General features: G+C 64.7%; 15 protein-coding genes. 5 read left to right on the top strand and 10 right to left on the bottom strand.

What is annotated here, in order from left to right:
• Positions 1–264: 264 nt before the first annotated feature.
• Complete coding sequence (locus ACTJKX_RS18935) at positions 265–1275, bottom strand: BMP family lipoprotein (RefSeq protein ID WP_394313759.1); 1011 nt, start codon at positions 1273–1275, stop codon at positions 265–267.
• 179 nt (positions 1276–1454) lie between these two features.
• Between ACTJKX_RS18935 and ACTJKX_RS18930 the strand changes: the two genes are divergently transcribed.
• Positions 1455–1841: a methylglyoxal synthase gene (locus ACTJKX_RS18930; protein WP_068288004.1), complete on the top strand. Its 387-nt coding sequence runs from the start codon at positions 1455–1457 to the stop codon at positions 1839–1841.
• 233 nt (positions 1842–2074) lie between these two features.
• On the opposite strand, the gene ACTJKX_RS18925 is transcribed toward ACTJKX_RS18930, so the two are convergent.
• On the bottom strand, positions 2075–2542 hold the full coding sequence (locus tag ACTJKX_RS18925; RefSeq protein ID WP_311940686.1) for an SRPBCC domain-containing protein: 468 nt from the start codon (positions 2540–2542) through the stop codon (positions 2075–2077).
• The gene (locus tag ACTJKX_RS18920) at positions 2539–2895 is read right to left on the bottom strand and encodes an ArsR/SmtB family transcription factor (RefSeq protein ID WP_311940683.1); all 357 of its coding nucleotides are present in this window, start codon (positions 2893–2895) and stop codon (positions 2539–2541) included. The genes ACTJKX_RS18925 and ACTJKX_RS18920 overlap by 4 nt, the downstream gene beginning before the upstream one ends.
• A gap of 398 nt (positions 2896–3293) precedes the next feature.
• Here ACTJKX_RS18920 and dnaK point away from each other — a divergent pair, with 398 nt between their 5' ends.
• The 3 genes from dnaK to ACTJKX_RS18905 all read left to right on the top strand — a co-directional run bounded on the left by dnaK (position 3294) and on the right by ACTJKX_RS18905 (position 7513).
• The gene (gene dnaK, locus ACTJKX_RS18915) at positions 3294–5195 is read left to right on the top strand and encodes a molecular chaperone DnaK (RefSeq protein ID WP_440726140.1); all 1902 of its coding nucleotides are present in this window, start codon (positions 3294–3296) and stop codon (positions 5193–5195) included.
• A gap of 214 nt (positions 5196–5409) precedes the next feature.
• Positions 5410–6546: a molecular chaperone DnaJ gene (dnaJ, locus tag ACTJKX_RS18910; RefSeq protein WP_440726139.1), complete on the top strand. Its 1137-nt coding sequence runs from the start codon at positions 5410–5412 to the stop codon at positions 6544–6546.
• Between the two features lie 97 nt (positions 6547–6643).
• Complete coding sequence (locus tag ACTJKX_RS18905; RefSeq protein WP_440726138.1) at positions 6644–7513, top strand: SDR family oxidoreductase; 870 nt, start codon at positions 6644–6646, stop codon at positions 7511–7513.
• A gap of 53 nt (positions 7514–7566) precedes the next feature.
• Here the strand turns inward: ACTJKX_RS18905 and ACTJKX_RS18900 are convergent, their stop codons facing one another.
• Positions 7567–8208, bottom strand: coding sequence for an SH3 domain-containing protein (locus ACTJKX_RS18900; protein ID WP_440726137.1), 642 nt, complete (start codon positions 8206–8208; stop codon positions 7567–7569).
• A 140-nt stretch (positions 8209–8348) separates the two neighbouring features.
• Positions 8349–9071 (bottom strand): pyrimidine 5'-nucleotidase, encoded by a 723-nt coding sequence (locus tag ACTJKX_RS18895; RefSeq protein WP_440726136.1) that lies wholly within the window; start codon positions 9069–9071, stop codon positions 8349–8351.
• 169 nt (positions 9072–9240) lie between these two features.
• Between ACTJKX_RS18895 and ACTJKX_RS18890 the strand changes: the two genes are divergently transcribed.
• Positions 9241–9933, top strand: coding sequence for a class I SAM-dependent methyltransferase (locus ACTJKX_RS18890; RefSeq protein ID WP_311940666.1), 693 nt, complete (start codon positions 9241–9243; stop codon positions 9931–9933).
• Positions 9934–9940: 7 nt separating this feature from the next.
• Here the strand turns inward: ACTJKX_RS18890 and ACTJKX_RS18885 are convergent, their stop codons facing one another.
• The 5 genes from ACTJKX_RS18885 to argB form a co-directional block, all read right to left on the bottom strand.
• Entirely contained in the window at positions 9941–10744 is an 804-nt protein-coding gene (locus tag ACTJKX_RS18885; protein WP_440726135.1) for an ABC transporter ATP-binding protein, read from the bottom strand.
• Positions 10745–10752: 8 nt separating this feature from the next.
• On the bottom strand, positions 10753–11790 hold the full coding sequence (locus ACTJKX_RS18880; protein WP_367625223.1) for a FecCD family ABC transporter permease: 1038 nt from the start codon (positions 11788–11790) through the stop codon (positions 10753–10755).
• 1 nt (position 11791) lies between these two features.
• A complete protein-coding gene (locus ACTJKX_RS18875; RefSeq protein WP_440726134.1) occupies positions 11792–12832 on the bottom strand; it encodes a FecCD family ABC transporter permease in 1041 nt (346 codons plus the stop codon).
• Positions 12829–13800, bottom strand: coding sequence for an ABC transporter substrate-binding protein (locus tag ACTJKX_RS18870; RefSeq protein ID WP_440726133.1), 972 nt, complete (start codon positions 13798–13800; stop codon positions 12829–12831). Before ACTJKX_RS18870 ends, ACTJKX_RS18875 begins: the two co-directional genes overlap by 4 nt.
• A 214-nt stretch (positions 13801–14014) precedes the next feature.
• Positions 14015–14905 (bottom strand): acetylglutamate kinase, encoded by an 891-nt coding sequence (argB, locus tag ACTJKX_RS18865; protein WP_311942971.1) that lies wholly within the window; start codon positions 14903–14905, stop codon positions 14015–14017.
• Positions 14906–14982 lie beyond the last annotated feature (77 nt).

Below are 14982 nucleotides of genomic sequence, written 5' to 3'. Positions count from 1 at the left end.
ATCCCGGATCGGCGAAGACGGCGGTTCATAGCTGAAAGGCGAGCCCGGGCCCAATGCGGTTCACTTAGGGAGGAAACGCTCCGATTTATCATAGCCTGGCTTGACCCGGCTATCCAGGAACCCCACGCGCAACCGGTCGGGAGGTGGATTGCCGGGTCAAGCCCGGCAATGACAAAGGTCGTGCAGTCTCGAAGACGCTTGAGTGAACGGCACTAAATCCGGGGACCCGCCTTTCAGCTTACGAAAAATGGTCTGTCCGCCCTCTCAGTTCACCGGGCAGACATTGTCCTTCTCGTAATTATGCACCACCACCTTGCCGTCGGCGATGTCCTTGGTCACCGCCTCGATGGCGGCCTTGTTGGCGTCGGTGACCAGGGGCTTGTTGTTGTCGTCCATGGCCAGGGCGACGCCGCTGTCCTTGATGCCGAGCACGTGGGTACCGGCCTTGAACTTGCCTTCCTCGCCGTCCTTGAAGCCTTGATAGATCGCTTCGTCCACCCGCTTGAGCACCGAGGTCAGCACCTTGCCGGGATGCAGGCCGTTCTGGTTGGAATCGACGCCGATGCCGAGCTTGTCACCGTCGGCGGCCGCCTGCAGCACGCCCAGGCCCGTCTGGCCGGCTGCGGCATAGACGATGTCGGCGCCTTGCGAGATCTGCGCCTTGGTGAGTTCGGCGCCGCGACCGGGGTCGTTCCAGGCGGCGGGCGTGGTGCCGGTCATGTTCTGGATGACCTTGATCTGCGGATTGGCGGCCTTGGCGCCCTGGACATAGCCGCAGCCGAAATTACGAATGAGCGGCACGTCCATGCCGCCGATGAAGCCGATCGTGCCGGTCTTGCTGGTCTTGGCGGCGAGATAGCCGGCGAGATAGGAGCCTTCGTCGGCGCGATAGACGTAGGAGGCGACGTTGGGCAGGTCGACGACGCTGTCGACGATGCCGAAATGCACCTTCGGATAAGCCTTGGCCACCTTCGCCAGCACGTCCTCATAGGCAAAGCCCATCACGATGATGGGATCGTTGCCATCCTTGGCGAAGCGGCGCAGTGCCTGTTCGCGCTGGGAAGCATTGGTGATTTCGAAGTCGCGATAGGTCTTGCCGCTTTCCTTCTTCCAGCGCTCGGCGCCGTTATAGGCTCCCTCGTTGAAGGACTTGTCGAATTTGCCGCCGAGGTCATAGATGACCGCCGGGCCCGGCTTGTCGGCTGCCTGTGCCGCGCCAAATCCCGCAGTGCCGGCTGCCAGCAGGGCAGCCAGGCCAAGAAGGGTCGATTTCATCACGCTCTCCCGCGCTCGTTCTCGCTCTTGGATGGGGGCCGCGCGGGAAAGGCTTCCCGTGCAGACCTTATGGTCAACATGGCATGCCGATTGCGCTATTGAGAAGAGGCGTTGTGCGGTTGCCCCTGATTTTCACATGGAATCAGGTGGGAAACGCCGGTTGGAAACGAGGATATGAGATGGCAAAGCTGGTCCGGCGCACTCTGGCGCTCGTCGCGCATGATCTGAAGAAGGACGAAATGGTCGAGTTCGCGCGCACCCACCGGGCCATTCTGGCGCGCTTCAATCTCGTCGCCACCGGTACCACCGGCAGCCGCATATTGGCCGCCTGCCCGGAACTGTCGCTGACACCGCTGAAGAGCGGTCCGCTCGGCGGCGACCAGCAGATCGGCGCCCTGATCGCCGAGGGGCAGGTGCATGGCCTGTTCTTCTTCGTCGATCCGCTTTCGCCCCTGCCGCATGATGTCGACGTCAAGGCGTTGACCCGGCTCGCGCTCGTCTACGATATTCCCATGGCCCTCAATGCCTCGACGGCGCACATGATCGTGGGCCAGCTGGTGGATTGAGGAGGGAGAGGCAAAGGCCCGGTGGGCGAAGAACGCGACACCAGCCGCCCCTTCGCCCCGTTCTTACGGGGAGAAGGTGAGGATGAGGGGCAGCGGGTCGCGCACAAATAATAAGGCATTGCGTAGCCCCTCACCCGTACCCTCTCCCCGCAGGCGGGGCGAGGGGGACGCGAACGTCGGACTTTCATATCGAAGCCTTCATCTCGCCCGACCATGAAGGTCAGTATGGATCCTCACAAAATACCCTCCAGCCGGACATAGCTGGCTTCCATGCCGTGCTCCATGCCGGTCGCCAGCATTTGCTCGCGCACTTCGGCGCTCGGGAGGGTCATGCGCAGGGTCATCAGCGTGCCCGCACCGTCTGCCTCGAAGCGGGTCTCGACATGGTTGTCCGGCGTGGGGTCGGGCAGATGCATGCGCTCGACATGCACGATGCGGCTATGGGGCTCGAGCTCGACATATTCGCCCGTCAGGGAGAAGCCGCCGCTCCCCGAGGCGTCCCGCCATTCGAAGCGGATCTTGCCGCCGGGCCTAGCCTCGCTGATGCAGACGGGCATGGTGTAGCCGTCCGGTCCGAGCATCCATTGCTGGATGAGCCTGGGCTCGGTGTGGGCGCGGTAGACCGCCTCGGGCGGGGCGGCAAAGCGCCTGGTCACCACGACATGGGTTTCGCCTTCGGTTCGGATCGTGAGCTTGGTCATGGGCTTTCCTCTGTTTTCTCGGGCAGTCCAGGTTTCTCGGGCAGTCCTTGGGCCAGGAGCGCGTCCAGCCGGTCGTAATTGCGGGTGAGGGCTTCGCGCAGCAGGCCCAGCCATTGGTCGATGGCGGCGATGCCCTCCGGGGCGAGCCGGCACGGCCGTCTCGTTCCCTCGGCGCGGCGGACGATCAGTCCGGCGCCTTCGAGGACCTTGAGATGGCGCGAGATGGCGGGCTGCGTCATCGCGAAGGGTTCCGCCAGCTGCATCACCGTCGCTTCGCCGCGTGCCAGGCGGCTCAGGATGGCCCGGCGGGTCGGATCGGACAGGGCGGCAAAGGTGTGGTCGAGATCGGGCATGGCGGTTGCGCTTCATTAATAACAATTTTGTTATATAACAAGATTGTTATAGTCAAGGCAAATTTTGCCGGCTCTCGCCGCGAGAGCGGGCCGGCGAAATCGAGTGACCGGGGATGCTGGCTGATGTATCGCTATACGGCCTGTTGGCTTGCCTCGGCCGGAGACGGCCGGCGCTTCGTCCAAGAATTGTGACGAAGACGCAAATTCCTTAGCGGACAGGCAGCTTTCGCGCCTTGCGGCCTGTGAAAGCCCCCCTTATATACCCGCCGAACCCGTGATTAATCCAACGTCAGTCACGGGGTTTCCGATAGGGACCGGCCGGGTTCCTGAGGGCTTTCCCGGCCTAGGCGCTGCTGCTTCGGGGCGCGCCGGTCTGCTGAATAGGAAGGATGAGAACTATGGCTAAAGTTATTGGTATCGACCTCGGCACCACCAATTCGTGCGTGGCCGTCATGGAAGGCACGAGCGCCCGGGTCATCGAAAATTCCGAGGGCATGCGCACCACGCCCTCCATCGTCGCCTTCACCGACGATGGCGAGCGCCTCGTGGGCCAGCCGGCCAAGCGCCAGGCTGTGACCAATCCCGAGCGCACCTTCTTCGCGATCAAGCGCCTGATCGGCCGCACCTACGATGACCCCATGACCAAGAAGGACATGGGCCTGGTGCCCTACAAGATCGTCAAGGGCGGCAATGGCGACGCCTGGGTCGAGGCGGACGGCAAGTCCTACTCCCCGTCTCAGATTTCGGCCTTCACCCTGCAGAAGATGAAGGAAACGGCCGAGGCTCATCTGGGTCAGCCGGTGACACAGGCCGTCATCACCGTTCCCGCCTACTTCAACGATGCCCAGCGCCAGGCCACCAAGGATGCCGGCAAGATCGCCGGCCTCGAAGTGCTGCGCATCATCAACGAGCCGACGGCGGCTGCGCTCGCCTACGGCCTCGATAAGAAGAAGGCCGGCACCATCGCGGTCTATGACCTCGGCGGCGGCACTTTCGACGTCTCGATCCTGGAGATCGGCGACGGCGTGTTCGAGGTGAAGTCCACCAACGGCGACACCTTCCTCGGCGGCGAGGACTTCGACATGCGCCTGGTCGAGTATCTGGCGGATGAGTTCAAGCGCGAGCAGGGCATCGACCTCAAGAAGGACAAGCTCGCTCTCCAGCGCCTGAAGGAAGCGGCCGAAAAGGCCAAGATCGAGCTGTCTTCGACGGCCCAGACCGAGATCAACCTGCCCTACATCACGGCCGACGCTTCGGGTCCGAAGCATCTGGCTCTCAAGCTCTCGCGCTCCAAGTTCGAAAGCCTGGTCGACGATCTCGTCCAGCGCACGGTCGAGCCCTGCCGCAAGGCCTTGAAGGATGCCGGCCTGGCTGCTGGCCAGATCGACGAAGTGGTGCTGGTCGGCGGCATGACCCGCATGCCCAAGATCCAGGAAGTCGTGAAGCAGTTCTTCGGCAAGGAGCCCCATAAGGGCGTCAACCCGGACGAAGTCGTGGCCATCGGTGCTGCTGTCCAGGCCGGCGTGCTGCAGGGTGACGTCAAGGACGTGCTGCTGCTCGACGTGACCCCGCTGTCGCTGGGTATCGAGACGCTGGGTGGCATCTTCACCCGTCTGATCGAGCGCAACACCACGATCCCGACCAAGAAGAGCCAGACCTTCTCGACCGCCGAGGACGGCCAGACAGCCGTGACCATCCGGGTCTTCCAGGGTGAGCGCGAAATGGCGGCCGACAACAAGGCCCTCGGCCAGTTCGATCTCGTCGGCATTCCGCCGGCGCCCCGCGGCATGCCGCAGATCGAGGTGACCTTCGACATCGATGCCAACGGCATCGTCAATGTCTCGGCCAAGGACAAGGCGACGAGCAAGGAGCAGCAGATCCGCATCCAGGCTTCCGGCGGTCTTTCCGATGCCGACATCGAGAAGATGGTCAAGGACGCCCAGGCCAACGCCGAGGAGGACAAGAAGCGGCGTGAGCTCGTCGAGGTCCGCAACCATGCGGATGCGGCGGTGCACCAGGCCGAGAAGTCGATCAAGGAGCTTGGCGACAAGATCTCCGAGGCCGACAAGTCGAGCGTCGAGTCCGCGATCACCGCCCTGAAGTCCGCGCTGGAAGGCGAGGATGCCGAGCTGATCAAGACCCGCACCAACGACCTGCAGCAGGCTGCCATGAAGCTGGGCGAGGCCCTGTATCAGCAGCAGCAGGCGGCTGGCGCGACGGAAGGTGAGGCCGGCACGAAGAATGACGATGTTGTTGATGCCGACTTCGAAGAAGTCGACGACGACAAGAAGCGTGCGTAATCTCTGACGATCGTGTGCGAGCCCTCGCCAAACGGCACGGACCTCCGAGGTTCGTGCCGGGTAAGGCGGGGGCTTTCGCGCACCTTCGGGAGCAAGGCGCGTTCTAGCGGAGGCGCCCTTCGCTCGAATTGGTTGTTTCACACGTCTTTGCGAGCGCCGGTGATTTGCCGCCCTTCGCAAAGACGCTTTCGCTGGGATGCTTTGAGCGATTCCTATGGCCAAGCGTGACTATTACGAAGTGCTCGAGGTTACTCGCGAAGTAACCGAGGTTGAACTCAAGGCTGCTTTCCGCAAGCAGGCCATGAAGCATCATCCCGACCGCAATGCCGGCAACAAGGATGCCGAGGCCAAGTTCAAGGAAGTGAACGAGGCCTATGAAGCCCTGAAGGACCCGCAAAAGCGTGCGGCCTACGATCGCTTCGGCCACGCCGCTTTCGAACAGGGCGGCGGTGGAGGCGGCTTCGGCGGAGGCGGGGGCTTCGGTTCCTTCTCCGACATCTTCAACGACATCTTCGAGGATCTGGCCGGGCGCGGCCGCGGGCGCAGCAATTCGGGCGGGCGCGAGCGCGGCGCCGATCTGCGCTACAACATGGAGATCACGCTGGAGGAGGCCTTCAACGGCAAGACCGCCACCATCAAGATCCCGACCTCCGTCACCTGCGATGCCTGTTCCGGTTCCGGTGCCAAGGCCGGTTCCAAGCCGAAGACCTGCGGAACCTGCGCCGGCCATGGCCGCGTGCGCGCCACCCAGGGCTTCTTCTCGATCGAGCGCACCTGCCCGACCTGCCAGGGCCGCGGCGAGGTCATCGACAATCCCTGTCCGTCCTGCGGCGGTGCTGGACGCACCACGCGCGAGCGCACCCTCTCGGTCAACATCCCGGCCGGCGTGGAGGACGGAACGCGCATCCGCCTCGCCAATGAAGGAGAGGCCGGCTCGCGCGGCGGGCCGTCGGGCGACCTCTATATCTTCCTGTCGCTGGCGCCCCACGAATTCTTCCAGCGCGACGGCGCGGACCTGCATTGCCGCGTGCCGATCTCGATGGTGACGGCCGCCATCGGCGGCGAATTCCAGGTGCCGACCGTCGACGGCGGCAAGGCCAAGGTGGCGGTACCCGAGGGTACGCAGACCGGCCGGCAGGTGCGCCTGCGCGGCAAGGGCATGCCGGTGCTGCGCTCGCGCGAGCATGGTGACATGTATGTCCAGCTCTTCGTCGAGACGCCCAAGAACCTCACGCGCCGCCAGCGCGAATTGCTGGCCGAGTTCGACGCACAATCGTCGAAGGAAACCCAGCCCGAAAGCGCGGGCTTCTTCGCCAAGGTCCGTGATTTCTTCGACGGGCTCGGACAGTAATGGGGGGGCGGGTCTTCAGACCCGCCTTTGTCGTGAGGCCGGAAGGGGGACTGGCGAGTCTGACGATCCGCCCCCTGAAACGGCGGGAATGTGTTGCATGAATCTCCTGATCTTCGGCCTCGGCTACACCGCCTCGCATTTCGCGGCCCGCTATGGCGAGCGCTTCGCCGCGGTCACTGGCACTTTCCGCTCGACGGCGCCGCACGAGAAGCTGCCGGACCTGCCTGGCGTGGCGCGCCTGCCCTATGACGGCCTTGCCGGTTCGCCGGCCGCCGAGGCGGCGATTGCCGAAGCGACGCATATCCTCACTTCCATCGCCCCCGACGATGACGGCGATCCTGTCCTGCGGCATTTCGACCGGGCCCTGAGGCAGGCGCCGAAGCTGCAATGGATCGGCTATCTCTCCACCGTCGGGGTCTATGGCGACGCCGGCGGCGCCTGGATCGACGAGACCGCGCCGCTGCGCCCGACCATGGCCCGCAATGCCATGCGGGTCGATGTCGAGAAGGAATGGCTCGAACTTGGCCGCGGCAAGGATGTGCCTGTGCAGCTTTTCCGGCTCGCCGGCATTTACGGCCCGGGGCGCAATGCCGTCGTCAATCTCAAGCGCGGCACCGCCCGTCGTATCGTCAAGCCGAGCCAGGTCTTCAACCGCATCCATGTCGAGGACATCGCCGGCGCCGTCGCCGCCGGCATCGAGAAGCCCGGGGCGGGGCCGGCCTTCAACGTCACCGACAACGAGCCGGCGCCACCTCAGGACGTGGTTACCTATGCGGCCGAATTGCTTGGTGTGACGCCTCCGGCCGAGATCGCCTATGACAAGGCCCAGATGACGCCGATGGCCCGGTCCTTCTATGGCGAGAACAAGCGCGTCTCGAACCGGCGGGTTCGTGAGGATCTCGGCTACATGCTGCGCTATCCGACCTATCGCGAGGGCATCCGCGCCTGTTTCGACGCGGATGCGTAACGGTCTTTTGCGGCCGCGACGATACAAGGCTGCTCAGGCAGTCCTCGATCGGCTCATTGCGGAATGATCGGCCGTCCCGGCCGGCCGGGACGGAAGACAGGCTTCGGACGCGGGCCGCCATGATGGGGAGGCCTCACGCCGGGCGGGCGAATGCCAGGAGGGCGGCCTCCAGGTGGACGGACCACTGGTGGGCGCGTCCCGGGCGGGCCAATGACGGGCGGCCGTGGACGCCAGCCAGGCCCGTGATGCGGCGGCCGTGGCCGGCCATGGCCCCACCAGGTGTTATACCAGGGACGCCGCACATAATAGCGATCCCAATAGGCATAGCTGAACACGATGGCGGGGATCGCCAGCGCGCCGATACCGACATTGCGGTTCGCGGCGGCGGACAGATATTTGTTCGCCGACCAGCCCCGCTCGCCGCGGACGGAAATATCGCACCAGGAGCGGTCGGAGAGGCAGCCATGGATGAGCACGGCTTCGCCCGGCCGCAACGTGGTGACGGCCGGATATTGGGTGCCGGGGCCGGCACGCAGATTGACATTGGCGGTGGCATAGCCGCGGACGGCCGCCTGCGCACCGCCAGCCAACAGGAGAACGCCGCTACTGGCCAGGACGGCGATGAGCAAAGTCCGGACCAGGAGCGGGATCCGGATGAGGAGGCCCGTCTGATCGGGCTGAGGTGAGGGCATCATGCAACCCCATGCAGTGGAAGCCGCTCTGCAGGAGAGCCGGAGCGGCCTGACGCGGCCGACAATGCAACGCGCAGGCCTCTTCGCCAAGCAGGCAAGCCGACTATTTCGGTATTATTCGGTAGATTGGCAGCCGTGATGCTTCAGAGCGAAGCCGATAGATCAGTCAGGAAGCCGGCAATGTCGTCCGTGACATAGTCGACATGCTCGGCCTGCACGCGCTCGATTTCCCAGGCGTCGCGCACGATCTCGGCATCAAGCTTGGGCACGACCAGCACGGTGCGCATGCCCCGGTCATGCGGCACGATCAGATTGCGTGAGAGATCTTCGAACATGGCGGCACGAGCCGGATCGACGTCATGGCGGGCGAAGAAACTGGCATAGGTATCGGCGGCGGGCTTGGGCAGGTAGTCGGCCGAGACGATGTCGAAGACATCGGCGAAATGCTCCTCCACCCCCAGGCGCTTGATGATGTTCAAGGCGTGCCGGGTGGTGCCCGAGGTGAAGATCAGCTTGCGGCCGGGCAGCAGGCTGAGCGCGGTGCCGAGCAGTGGGTTGGGCTCCAGCGGCGAATGGTCGATGTCATGGGCGAATTCGAGGAAATGCGCGGGATCCACGCCTTCGTCGATCATCAGGCCGCGCAGCGAGGTCCCATAGCGCTGATAGTAATATTTCTGCAGCCCGCGCGCGGTGAGGCCGTCGACGCCGTAGTAATTCGCCATCCAGGTGGTGATGCGGTTGTCGACCTGCTCCCACAGATTGGCGTGGTGAGGGTAGAGCGTATTGTCGAGATCGAAGACCCATGTGTCGACATGGGCGAAATCCGCCGACAGCTTCTCCGTGATTGTGGCTACGCTTTGATCCATGCTCGTCTCTATCATCCTTATGCCAGCATCGGGTGGCAAAGTTAAGGATGGATTGCGTGCGAACAGGGCGGCATTTCGCCCTTGTCCTGTCATCGGCTGCCTGCGTGATGCTATCAAATCTGGCGCTCCCCTGATTCCGAGGGGAGCCGAAATGTATGGAAGGGCAGCGATGACGGGGCGCGGTGAAGTCAAACCGATCGACAGCTGGTATGTCGACCTGGAGGCCGAGAACGCCATGGGCGAGGGCCACGCCCCGATCTGGCGCCACCTCATCGGCCTGGTGATGGAGCGCGACCTCAGCGACTGCACCGTCCTGGACTTCGGGTGCAACCAGGGCGGCTTTCTGCGCCACCTCCATGCCATGCTGCCCTTCAAGCGGGGGCTCGGGGTCGATATCGCCGAGAAGTCGATCGAGAAGGCCAACCAGCTCAGGGCCGGCCTGCCCATCCGCTACGAGGTGCGCTCGACGATGCAGGGCGAGGATGCTCGGTTCGACCTCGCCTTCAGCCATGAGGTGATCTATCTCATTCCCGATATTGCCGCCCATGCCGCCGATATCCTCTCGGCCCTCAAGCCGGGCGGCGTCTACTACGCCGTGACGGGCTGCCATACCGACAATCCGCTCTGGCCGCGCTGGCGCAAGCTGGTGGCGGAGCGGACGAACACCGTCGTCCAGGACCGTTCGATCACCGATTACGCCCGCGTCTTCAGCGAGGCCGGCTTCGAAGTCTTCGGGCGCAGGCTGCGCTTCGAGGGCTTCCTGCCCTATTCGGGCGCCAGCGGCTGGATGCCCGATTTCGCCGACGAACTCGATTATTACGGGCAGACCAAGATCCTGTTCCGCCTGGTCAAGCCGCGCTGAGCGGATCCTATCCGCTCACGCTTGGCGGCGGCCGTGCCCCGATCTCGACATCGAAATGCGGAGCGCTGCCGGGGCCAAGGCTGACGAAGCGCCCGCGCACGTTGAACACGCGCTCGATCAGGCCGCTCGCCGCCAGGGCCTCTGCCGTGCCGTCGAACACCAGCCGGCCCTCTTCGAGCAGGGATATGCGGTCGCAGACCGCCATGGCCTGGTTGAGGTCGTGCAGGGCCATCACCACGGTGACGGCGCGCTCGCGGGCGAGACGCGTGAGCAGCTCCAGCACCTCCACCTGATGGCCGATATCGAGGAAGGAGGTCGGCTCGTCGAGCATGATGATGTCGGCCTGCTGGGCGAGGGCCGCCGAGATCCAGGCCCTCTGCCGCTCGCCGCCCGATAATTGGCGCAGGCTGCGCTGGGCCAGGGCGGTCAACCCGGTGCTTTCCAGCGCCCAGTCGATGGCGTCGAAGTCGGCGGGGCCGTAGCTGCGCAACAGGCCGACATGGGCAAAGCGCCCCTGCCGGACCAATTGTTCCACCGTCATCTCGTCCGGAGCCTGGGGCTGCTGGGGCATGAAGGACAGGCGCCGGGCAAGCTCTCGGCGCGACATCGTCGACAGGGTCCGGCCGTCGAGAGTGACCCCTCCCGCGCTGGGCTGGATCAGCCCGGCGGTGGCCTGCAGCGCGGTGCTCTTGCCCGAGCCGTTGGGACCGATCAGGGCGCGGATCTCGCCGCGCTCCAGCCTGAAGTCGAACCCCTGCAGTGCCTTGTGGCTGCCATAGGAGACGGAAAGGGCGGAGCAGGAAAGGATCATGGCGGCACTCATGGCAGGCGGCGCAGCAGGATGACGAGGATGGGGGCGCCGCCGATGGCCGTGACGACACCGATCGGTATCTCATCGGCCTGCCCGATCAGGCGGCCGACGAGATCGGCGGTCGTGACCAGCATGGCGCCGAGGAGGATGGTGAGCGGTATCACGGCGCCGCCATGCCGGCCCGCCAGCATGCGGGCGAGATGCGGCACCACCAGGCCGACGAAGACCAGCGGCCCGACCGCGCCCACTGCACTGGCGGCGAGGCCGCAGGCCAGCATCAGCACCAGGGTGAAGTGGCGCCTGTAGTCGAGGCCGAAGGAACGCGCCACCGGCGCCTCGAACCGCAGCATGCCGATCGAGCGCTGCAGGAAGGGCAGGGCGGCCAGGCCGACGATGGTGAAGGGCAACAGGAACAGCACATGCTCCCAGCTGCGGGCGTAGAGGCTGCCCGTGAGCCATTCCAGCAGGATCTCGATACGGGCGGAGCCCCAGCCGGTGATCAGGCCGATGGCCATGGCATGCAACACGGCCCCGACGGCAATGCCGCAGAGCGTGATGCGCAGGGGTCCGAGATCGTGGCGCAGTGCCAGCAGATAGATGATGCCGCCGGCGACGAGGCCGCCGATCAGGCCGGCGGCGGGAAGCCAGGCGATGGGGAGCTGGTAGAGCATGTTGCTGCCGCCGGCGGAGCCATAGACAGTGGCGAACAGGAAGAGGGTGACGGCGAGTGTGGCGCCCTGCGAGACGCCCATCAGCGTCGGATCGGCGAGGGGATTGCGGGTGATGGTCTGCAGGAGCAGGCCCGCCAGCGCGAAATGAATCCCTGCCAGGATTCCTGTGATCACCCGCGGCACGCGGAAATCGCCGATGATGAGATTCGCCTGCCGGGATCCCTGTCCCGTCAGGGCGGCCAGCACATCGGCAGGTGCGACATGGCTGACGCCGAGAAAGATGGCGGCGATGGCAACCAGCACGGGGGCACCGAAGAGCAGGATGGTGAGCCGGCTTCGCGAGGCAGCGGTTCTCGAGGGCAATGGCCTTGCCATCTCAGCGCTCCCTGCCTGCGCCGAAGTTCGGCCTTTGCGTCAGATAGACGAAATAGGGGCCGCCGATCAGCGCGGTGATGATGCCGACCGGAATCTCGCGCGGAGCGGCGAGGCTGCGGGCCAGCACGTCGGCGGCCACCAGCAGCATGCCGCCGGCCGCCACGTTGAGCATGATGGCTGTCGCCGGGCCGGAAGGGCGCAACAGGCGGACGATATGCGGGACGGCGAGGCCGATGAAGGCGATCGGCCCCGCGACCGGCGTGATGCCGGCCACCGGCAGCGTCGCCAGCACGAGCAGGACCGGCTTCCACAAAGCGAGGTTGAGACCCATGCCGGCGGCGGCCTGGTCGCTGAGGGACAGCAGGGCGACGATGCGGTGGCCAAGCAGCGCCCCGATCAGGCTCGCCTCGATCCAGGGCAGCATGAAGACGATATGGCTCCAGGATCTTCCCTGCAGGCCGCCGGAGAGCCAGAACAGCACGGCCGGCGATTGCGGGCCGCCGAGCAGCAGTATGTAGGTGGTGAGGCCGCCGAGGAAGAGTGCGACGGTCACGCCGCCGAGAGCCAGGTGCAGCGGCGAGGTGCGGCCGCCGCGGGCGATCCAGAAGGTGGTTGCCGCCGCTCCGAGTCCGCCGACAAGGCCGATCGGCGCGTAATAGATCGAGGAGAGCCAGGGCAGGAAGACGAAGCAGCCGACGATCGACGCGACCGCGCCGGCGGTGACGCCGGTGAGATCGGGGGAGGCCAGGGGATTGCGGCTGAACGACTGCAGCAGATAGCCCGACAGGCCGAGGCCGCCGCCCGCCAGGAAGGCGGCGATGCTGCGCGGCAGGCGCAAGGTCCAGACGATGGTGCTGTCGATGTTCGCGGCAGGCGCAAAGATCGCGTTGAGCGCAGTGTCGAGGCGCATGGGCTTGGCACCAACCAGCAGCCCGCCGAAGCCGACCAGGATGGCGATCAGCAGGAACAGGCTGGCCAGGGCGACTGCGGACAGGTGCCCGCCGGGCGTCCCCGCTGCTTGCCTTGCCGCTATTCCTCTCATTTCGAGGCGGCGGGGATCAGTTTGGTTGCCTCCGCCGCGACGTCCGGCTTGGGGAAAACATCCGGATAGAGGTAGTGCGCGGCCTCGCGCAGGACGATCTCGCGCGCGATCGGGCCATGCGCCTCCACCCATTGGTCGCCGACATAGTAGACCCGGCCGTTCTTCACCGCGGACAGGCTGTTCCAGATCGGATTGTTCTCATTGGGACGATCGGGACCATAGTCATAGACGAAGATGACTTCGGGATCCTTCTCCAGCATGGTTTCGAGGCTCATCTCCACCCCGAAATTGTCGACCTTGTAGGTCGCGGGATTGTTGCCGGCGATGTTCTCGCCCCCCAGGGCCGTGAGGATCGCCGCGGTCATGTTCTCGTTGTAGAAGGTCCAGGGCGCATCGCCGGCCCACATCACCTGGAAGCGCGGATGCACGCCCTTGGGTGCCTTGGCGGCGAAGGCGGCCAGGTCCTGCTTGAACTCGGCATTGAGCTGTTCGGCCCGCTCCTTTTTTCCAAGCAGGGTGGCAAGCTGCGTGATGGTGCGGTCGCTGTCGTCGTAGAGTTCGAGATTATAGGCAAGATAGGGGGCGATCTTCTGGTACTGCGCCGCATTGCCCTCGGTGTAGCGGCGCATGGCGACGATCAGGTCGGGCTTGGCCTCGGCAAGCAGCTCCAGATTGGGCTTGGCGCGTTGGCCGATCTGGGGAATGTCCCTGGTCCGTCCGAGCAGGAAGTCGGGCTCCCGGCCCTTGACCATATAGGTGGTGGCTATCGGCTCGAGGCCGAGAGCGAGCATCAGGTCCACGCCGAAATAGGAGATTGCTGCCACGCGCTTCGGCGTGGCCGGCACATCGACCTTGATGCCGCGATCATCGGTGATTGCCGTGGGCTTGGCTTCCTCGGCCAGGATTGCGCTGCCAAAAAGCAGGGACAGGAGACTTGCTTTCAGTAGTGTCGTGATCGCTCTGAACAAGATATGCCCCGATTTTAATTATTCTAATTAAAACTATGTCGTCTCGACGCCTCGTCGGGCCGATTTACAAGGCAATATCTTTGCCTTCAAGAAAATTTACTTGAAGAGCAGTGGGCGAAATCGGGAGGGGCGGATCAAACAAAAGCCCGCACCGGCGAATGCCGGCGCGGGCTGAAAGCGGAACGGGGAAACTGTGGACTGTGCGTTATGGCGCTCAGCGCCGGATCAGCGTACCCGCGCCGTGATTGGTGAGGAGTTCCAGCAGCACGGCATGCGGCACCTTGCCGTCCATGATCACCACGGCCTCGACGCCCTTTTCGAGGGCATAGATGCAGGTTTCCACCTTGGGGATCATGCCGCCGGTGATGGTGCCGTCGGCGATCAGGCGGCGGATGCCTTCCACGTCGATTTCCTCGATCAGGTTCTTGTCCTTGTCGAGGATGCCCGGCACGTCCGTCATCAGCAGGAGACGGGTGGCGCCGAGCGCTCCGGCGATGGCGCCTGCGAAAGTATCGGCATTGACGTTGAAGGTGCCGCCGTCATCCGATGCCGCCACCGGCGCCAGGACCGGGATGATCTGCGAATGGATGATCTGGTCGAGCACGGTGGTGTCGACCTTGTCGGGCTCGCCCACGAAGCCGAGATCGACCACCTTCTCGATGGCGGAATCCGGATCGTAGATCGTCCGCGTCGCTTTCTTGGCGGTGAGCATGCGGCCATCCTTGCCGGAGAGCCCGACCGCGCGGCCGCCGGCGGCGTTGATGAAGCCGACGAGCTGCTTGTTGATCGAGCCGGCCAGCACCATTTCCACCACCTCGACGCTGGCAGCGTCGGTGATACGGTGTCCGGCGGCAAATTCGGACTGGATGCCGAGGCGCTTCAACATTTCCGAGATCTGCGGGCCGCCCCCATGCACCACCACCGGATTGAGGCCGGCCTGTTCGAGCAGCACGATGTCGCGCGCGAAATCGCGGGCGACCTGCTCGCTGCCCATGGCATGGCCGCCATATTTGACGACGATGGTGGCATCGTCATGCTGCTGCATGTAGGGAAGGGCTTCGGAGAGGATTTCAGCCTTGTCGTGGACGCTCAAATTAGGGCTCATGGCTACGGGATCCGAAAGAGACTGGAAGCGCTTTTACAGCATGCTGCGGGCATGAAAAGAGGCGATTGCGCCAAATC

It is taken from the genome of Labrys sp. 22185 (assembly GCF_052045555.1).
Taxonomy (GTDB): Bacteria; Pseudomonadota; Alphaproteobacteria; order Rhizobiales; family Labraceae; genus Labrys; species Labrys neptuniae.
This window is presented reverse-complemented; position numbering and strand designations above follow the sequence as displayed.

Bases quoted from the DNA above. Each gene is read 5' to 3' on its own strand.
- argB (WP_311942971.1), bottom strand. From the start codon at position 14,905: ATGAGCCCTAATTTGAGCGTCCACGACAAGGCTGAAATCCTCTCCGAA.
- ACTJKX_RS18885 (WP_440726135.1), bottom strand. From the start codon at position 10,744: ATGATCCTTTCCTGCTCCGCCCTTTCCGTCTCCTATGGCAGCCACAAG.
- ACTJKX_RS18895 (WP_440726136.1), bottom strand. From the start codon at position 9,071: ATGGATCAAAGCGTAGCCACAATCACGGAGAAGCTGTCGGCGGATTTC.
- ACTJKX_RS18905 (WP_440726138.1), top strand. From the start codon at position 6,644: ATGAATCTCCTGATCTTCGGCCTCGGCTACACCGCCTCGCATTTCGCG.
- ACTJKX_RS18935 (WP_394313759.1), bottom strand. From the start codon at position 1,275: ATGAAATCGACCCTTCTTGGCCTGGCTGCCCTGCTGGCAGCCGGCACT.
- ACTJKX_RS18880 (WP_367625223.1), bottom strand. From the start codon at position 11,790: ATGGCAAGGCCATTGCCCTCGAGAACCGCTGCCTCGCGAAGCCGGCTC.
- ACTJKX_RS18930 (WP_068288004.1), top strand. From the start codon at position 1,455: ATGGCAAAGCTGGTCCGGCGCACTCTGGCGCTCGTCGCGCATGATCTG.
- ACTJKX_RS18900 (WP_440726137.1), bottom strand. From the start codon at position 8,208: ATGATGCCCTCACCTCAGCCCGATCAGACGGGCCTCCTCATCCGGATC.
- ACTJKX_RS18890 (WP_311940666.1), top strand. From the start codon at position 9,241: ATGACGGGGCGCGGTGAAGTCAAACCGATCGACAGCTGGTATGTCGAC.
- dnaJ (WP_440726139.1), top strand. From the start codon at position 5,410: ATGGCCAAGCGTGACTATTACGAAGTGCTCGAGGTTACTCGCGAAGTA.
- ACTJKX_RS18875 (WP_440726134.1), bottom strand. From the start codon at position 12,832: ATGAGAGGAATAGCGGCAAGGCAAGCAGCGGGGACGCCCGGCGGGCAC.
- ACTJKX_RS18925 (WP_311940686.1), bottom strand. From the start codon at position 2,542: ATGACCAAGCTCACGATCCGAACCGAAGGCGAAACCCATGTCGTGGTG.
- ACTJKX_RS18920 (WP_311940683.1), bottom strand. From the start codon at position 2,895: ATGCCCGATCTCGACCACACCTTTGCCGCCCTGTCCGATCCGACCCGC.
- dnaK (WP_440726140.1), top strand. From the start codon at position 3,294: ATGGCTAAAGTTATTGGTATCGACCTCGGCACCACCAATTCGTGCGTG.